At 72.9% G+C, this 5,009-nt stretch carries 9 protein-coding genes; 8 read left to right on the top strand and 1 reads right to left on the bottom strand.

Annotation, left to right across the window (positions count from 1 at the left end; genetic code table 11):
* From ACWEPL_RS64870 to ACWEPL_RS64850, 5 genes are all read left to right on the top strand, one after another.
* Nucleotides 1-224 (top strand): hypothetical protein (locus tag ACWEPL_RS64870; RefSeq protein WP_452442970.1); only part of this gene is annotated, 224 nt, incomplete at its 5' end.
* 46 nt (nucleotides 225-270) lie between these two features.
* Nucleotides 271-753, top strand: a complete 483-nt coding sequence (locus ACWEPL_RS64865; RefSeq protein ID WP_452442969.1) for a hypothetical protein — start codon at nucleotides 271-273, stop codon at nucleotides 751-753.
* A 61-nt stretch (nucleotides 754-814) separates the two neighbouring features.
* Complete coding sequence (locus ACWEPL_RS64860) at nucleotides 815-1,492, top strand: 3'-5' exonuclease (protein WP_452442967.1); 678 nt, start codon at nucleotides 815-817, stop codon at nucleotides 1,490-1,492.
* 60 nt (nucleotides 1,493-1,552) lie between these two features.
* Entirely contained in the window at nucleotides 1,553-2,059 is a 507-nt protein-coding gene (locus ACWEPL_RS64855) for an EXLDI protein (RefSeq protein WP_452442965.1), read from the top strand.
* A gap of 35 nt (nucleotides 2,060-2,094) precedes the next feature.
* Nucleotides 2,095-2,631, top strand: coding sequence for a DUF1707 SHOCT-like domain-containing protein (locus tag ACWEPL_RS64850; protein ID WP_452442964.1), 537 nt, complete (start codon nucleotides 2,095-2,097; stop codon nucleotides 2,629-2,631).
* Between the two features lie 4 nt (nucleotides 2,632-2,635).
* Here the strand turns inward: ACWEPL_RS64850 and ACWEPL_RS64845 are convergent, their stop codons facing one another.
* Nucleotides 2,636-3,391, bottom strand: a complete 756-nt coding sequence (locus ACWEPL_RS64845; protein ID WP_363964761.1) for a ZIP family metal transporter — start codon at nucleotides 3,389-3,391, stop codon at nucleotides 2,636-2,638.
* Between ACWEPL_RS64845 and ACWEPL_RS64840 the strand changes: the two genes are divergently transcribed.
* The 3 genes from ACWEPL_RS64840 to ACWEPL_RS64830 are packed head-to-tail and all read left to right on the top strand — an operon-like array spanning nucleotide 3,382 to nucleotide 4,942.
* Nucleotides 3,382-3,954: a hypothetical protein gene (locus ACWEPL_RS64840; RefSeq protein WP_452442972.1), complete on the top strand. Its 573-nt coding sequence runs from the start codon at nucleotides 3,382-3,384 to the stop codon at nucleotides 3,952-3,954. The two genes, ACWEPL_RS64845 and ACWEPL_RS64840, sit on opposite strands and share 10 nt — an antisense overlap.
* A complete protein-coding gene (locus ACWEPL_RS64835; RefSeq protein WP_452442962.1) occupies nucleotides 3,911-4,660 on the top strand; it encodes a cyclase family protein in 750 nt (249 codons plus the stop codon). Before ACWEPL_RS64840 ends, ACWEPL_RS64835 begins: the two co-directional genes overlap by 44 nt.
* Nucleotides 4,661-4,702: 42 nt before the next feature.
* A complete protein-coding gene (locus ACWEPL_RS64830; protein ID WP_452442960.1) occupies nucleotides 4,703-4,942 on the top strand; it encodes a hypothetical protein in 240 nt (79 codons plus the stop codon).
* Nucleotides 4,943-5,009 lie beyond the last annotated feature (67 nt).

Genomic DNA, 5,009 nt, shown 5'->3' with positions numbered 1-5,009 from the left:
TGACCTCCGTGCTGTCCCTGGCCGGTGGCCTGCCGGAGCAGCAGGTGGCCAAGCTCCTGCGCGTACGCCGCATGCTCAACCCCGCCTCCCCGCTCAGGCGCGTGGAGCGCCTGGCCGGGGTGGCGAGCGTGGCCCTGCTGCTGAGCGGGCCGGCGGCGGTGGCGCTGGTGCCCGGCTTCGCCTCGTTCGTGGCCCACCACTGCCATTCCCTCCTCTCCTTCTGAGCCCGCGGCCCGGGAACCGTCCGGCCCTTTCCGGTGTATGCCGGGCATGAGATTGCCGGTCGTCCTCGCCCTCGCCGCCGTCCTGTCCTGCCCGGCCTGCTCCTCCGGAGCGGGCCCCGGCGACTGCCCTGTGACGCTGCCCAGCCCCGCTCCGACCTCCTCGAACGGCACGCCCGGCCCGTTCTTCGGCAGGGAGAGCTCCCACGGCGCCGGGAGCCTGTGGGTGGGCGGGCTGGAGCCGGACGGCGTCATCGAGGCCGGCGCCGATTTCGTCCGGCCGGACGGCTCGATCTCCATGAAGTACGGCTGGTGGCGGGGGGTCGCGGGCAAGCTGGCGATCAGCGGGCGGCGGCTGGACGGACCGGCCGCGCCGCTGCGCAGCGACGTGCCCGACGGCTACGGCGACACGGGTTTCCAGGCCACGGGCGTGTACTTCCCCGTCGAAGGCTGCTGGGAGGTCACCGGCCGGGTGGGCTCGGCCCGCCTCACCTTCGTCACCCTCGTCACTCGCGCCGGCGCGACCTCCTAGGCGCGGTAGTCGACCTTCCACATCGCGGGTGTGCGGACGGGCGACGGGGTACCGTCACCGCGTGGACGCGCCCGCAGCACGGATCGCCTTGTACGACGACGCCGTTTTCACCCGCCACACTCTGGTCGTCATCGACTTCGAAGGGCTGACGCCGCAGGGGCGTCCCCTGGTGCCGGTCGAGGTGGGGGTGTGCGCCGTCAAGGCGAGCGGCGGCGACCTGGCCGAGGTGTGGCGGTTCGAGTCGCTGATGGCCCCGCCGGCGGGCGTGGCCGTCACCCCGTGGGACGTGCGGCAGACCGGCATCACCGAGGCCATGCTCGCCACCGCCCCACCGGCCGAGCAGGTCATGGCCGCTCTCGACGACCGCCTGACAGAGCCGCCGTACCGGCTCGTCGCCCATCACGCCGCGACCGAGGCGGCCCTGATCGCCGGGCTGCGGTCGTGGTGCCCGCGGCTGGCCGCCGTCCCGCTGCTCGACACCGTACGGCTGGCCCGCCACCTGTATCCGCGGCTGCCCTCCCACAGCCTGGACACCCTGCTCGCGCACCTGGGCATCCCCCGCCCGGCCGGTCGCCACCGGGCCCTGCCGGACGCCGAGGTGACGGCGCGGCTGCTGCGGCGCCTGCTGGCCGAGGGGGGCCGCACGCGCTGGCGGTCCCTGTACGACCTCGACGCCATCGGCGGCCTCGCGCCCAAACGGCCGCCGCACCGGCCGAGCGAGCAGCCGGGCCTGTTCTGACCCTGTTGCCATCGCCCTCCCTTATACGTAGGCTTATACGTATACACGAGGAGGGCGGCCATGGTGCGCGGCACGAAGATCGAGATCCCGGACGAGGACCTTCCGCTGCTGGAGCGGGCGCAGGGCCTGGCGGGCGGCACGCCGGCGGCGGCGATCAGCGAGGCGCTGCGGCGCTACGTCGAGGCGGAGGAGGGCCGCCGGCAGGGATACGACGAGATCGTCATCCAGGTCGCCGGGGACGAGCGGCGCTTCTCCGGAGTGCTGCTCGGCGAGTGGGGCCGCACCGGCCGCAGCGGGCGGGTGGAGACGTTCCGGGTGTACCGCTCGGGCAAGGGCACGTTCGTCCTGCACGTCGATCGCTCGCCCGGCTGGGTGAGCGGCTCGGAGTCCGACGACTGGCTCGGCTACCTCGGCCTGGGCGAGACGAGCTGGGGCTTCGTGCCGGGCGATGCCGTCGTGGAGGTCATCGGCACGATCGAGGAGCTGCGCGGCAGGATCCCCGCCGAGTTCTACGCCCGGATCGCCGGGATCGCCGAACGCCCCGTCGTCGAGGACCTCGACCTCTGACCGGCGAGCCGCCACGACCGAACAGGAAGGCAACCATGGAACTCCGGACGCGAGTCTCCGACGGCGACCGCGACATGGTCGTCCAACGACTTCAGCAGGCCTTCGCCGACGGCCGGCTCGGCTCCGCCGAGATGGAGGAGCGGCTCGAACGGGCGCTCACCGCCGCCTCCCACGGCGACCTGGTGGCGGTCACCGCCGACCTGCCCGAACTCCCGGACGAGACGGTGGAGCTGAGCTCCACCGGCGGCCGCATCAGGCGGGCGGGCGACTGGCAGGTCCCGCGCCGGTTGCGGATCGAGTCCGAGTACGGCCAGGTACGGCTGGATCTGTCCCGGGCCGTCATCGCGCATGCCGAGATCGAGATCGGCCTCCGGCTCGACTACGGATCCGCCACGATCGTCCTGCCGCGCGGCGCGACCGCGAACACCGACGGGGTGCGCACCGACTGGGGCCGCGTGACCTGCGAGGCGCCGGGCCGTCCACGTCCCGGCGCTCCGCACGTCCTGGTCACCGGGACGCTCCCCTACGGCCGGCTGCGGATCCGCGTCTCCCGGCGGTGGCTCAGCCGGTGAAGGCTCACTCGGCCAGGCGCTCGATGGCGAAGGCCGCCAGGAATCCGATCGTGGTGATGAGCCCCGTGAGGGTGTGCGCGCGCTCGAAGGCTTCGGGGATCATCGTGTCGGCCACCATGGCGAGGATCGCGCCCGCCGCCACCCCCATGATCACCGCGGTGAACGCGGGCGAGGCGGACTGCATGGTCAGGTTGCCGAGCAGTGCCGCCAGGCCGCTGGCCAGCGCGATCCCGCCCCAGATGCCGAACACGTAGCCGGGGCCGCGGCCCGCGCGCTTCATCCCGGCGGCGCTGGAGAGCCCTTCTGGGACGTTCGAGATGAACACCGCGGCGAGCACGGCGAGCCCGATCTTCCCTCCGCCCACCAGGGACAGGCCGAGCACCACGGACTCGGGGACGCCGTCGAGCAGCGCGCCGATGGCGATCGCCGCGCCGCTCCCCTGGACGTCGGCCTCGCTCGGCTGCTGATCGCCCGAACGCTTGCGGTGCCGCGCGCCGTACCGGGCCAGCAGCGCGTTGGCCGCCACGTAGGCGCAGGCTCCGGCGAGGAAGCCGGCGGCGGCCGGTAAGAGCCCGCCGGCGCGCTCGGCCTCGTCCATCAGCTCGAACGACAGCGCCGAGATCAGGACACCGGCCCCGAAAGCCATGATCATGGCGATCCAGCGCGCCGGGACCTTCACCGACCAGGCGACCGCGGCTCCCACGACCAGGGCCCCGCCGGCCACCGACCCCCACAGCCCCGCCTCCAGCCATTCCGGCATCACCGCACCTCCACCCGCAGGACTGTACGCGCCGCACGACCCCGTCCAGCCGGAGGGGGCTGCACGACGCGCGGGCCGTACGGCGCACGAGCCGCCTGAACAAGCGCGGGATCCCCATGGTCGCGCTCGCGGTCAGCATGCTGGGCGGCATCGCCTCCCTGCTCACCAGCGTGATCGCGGCCCAGACCGTCTACCTGGCGCTGGTGTCGATCGCCGGCTTCGCCGTGGTCGGGGTGTGGATGTCCATCGCGGCCTCGCAGTTCTTCCACCGGCGCGTGTTCCTCAGGGCCGGCGGAGATGTGCGGACCCTGGCCTACCGCACGCCCTTCTACCCCGTCGTGCCGGTCCTGGCGTTCGGGTTGTGCGCGGTCTCCCTGGTCGGCGTGGCCCTGGACCCGGCCCAGGTCGCCGCCTTGTACTTCGGCGTCCCGTTCGTGGCGATCTGCTACTTGTATTACCACCTGCGCCACGGACGCCGTAGGCGTCCCGCCCTTGTCCAGACGAAGGAGAACCAAGCTCATGGAACCCCCTCTGTGGTCGGCCTACCGCGAGCTCACCGCTAAGACGACCTGCGTGGACCTCACCCACGCCTTCCGCCCGGGGCAGCCGCACTTCGCCGCGTTCCCGGACGAGCGGCGCGAGAAGGTCTTCGACATGGATCGCGGGGACGGCTTCAACGTCCACCTGTACACGCTCGTCGGGCAGTGGGGCACACACGTGGACCCGCCCGTGCACTTCGTGGCCGGCGCGCGGACCGTCGACGAGATCCCGGTGGAGGAGATGATCCTGCCGCTGGTGGTGCTCGACATCACCCAGCGCGTGGCGGCCGATCCGGACGCCACCCCGACGATGGAGGACGTCGCGGCGTGGGAGCGGCGCAACGGGCGGATCCCCGCCGGGGCGTTCGTGGCGCTGCGGACCGGTTGGGGCCGGCGCTGGCCGGACCGGGACGCGATGGCCAACAAGGACGCTGCGGGGGTCAGCCACACCCCCGGCTGGTCGGCCGACGTGCTGCGGTACCTGTTCGACCAGGTCGGCGTCACCGCGATCGGCCATGAGCAGACCGACACCGATCCCGGGTCGGCCACGTCCAACGGCGACTTCAGCCTGGAGCTGTACGTCCTGGCGCGGGACCGGTGGCAGATCGAGCTGATGGCCAACCTCGACCAGGTGCCCGAGACGGGCGCGCTGATCGTGGCGACCTGGCCCAAGCCCCAGGGCGGATCCGGCTTCCCGGCCCGCGTCTTCGCCCTGTGCCCGACCGGCTGAGAGCGGTGCTTCCGGTCGCGATCATCTCGCTGTAGTGCGGATGTGACAGCGAACCCGCCGCAGGCCTCCTCGCTGCGCACGGCCCTGCGGATCGTCAACGCGGTCCTGGAGCGGGAGACCTCCGGCCGGGCCGGGTTCGACGTCGCCCGGCTCGCCCACGAGGTCGGCATCGACCCAGCAAGGCCTCCCGGATCACCCAGGAGCTGTGACACCGGGGCCTGCTCGAACGCCGCGAGGACGCCACGCGGAGTCGACGCCGGAGCAGTGGACTGCCCGGGCTGATCGGGGTGGGCACTTGCCGGGGATCCCGCAACGCGGCCATGTCGCGTACCAGGCGCACGATCGGCTC

The sequence above is a fragment of the Nonomuraea sp. NPDC004186 genome (assembly GCF_053603495.1).
This window is presented reverse-complemented; position numbering and strand designations above follow the sequence as displayed.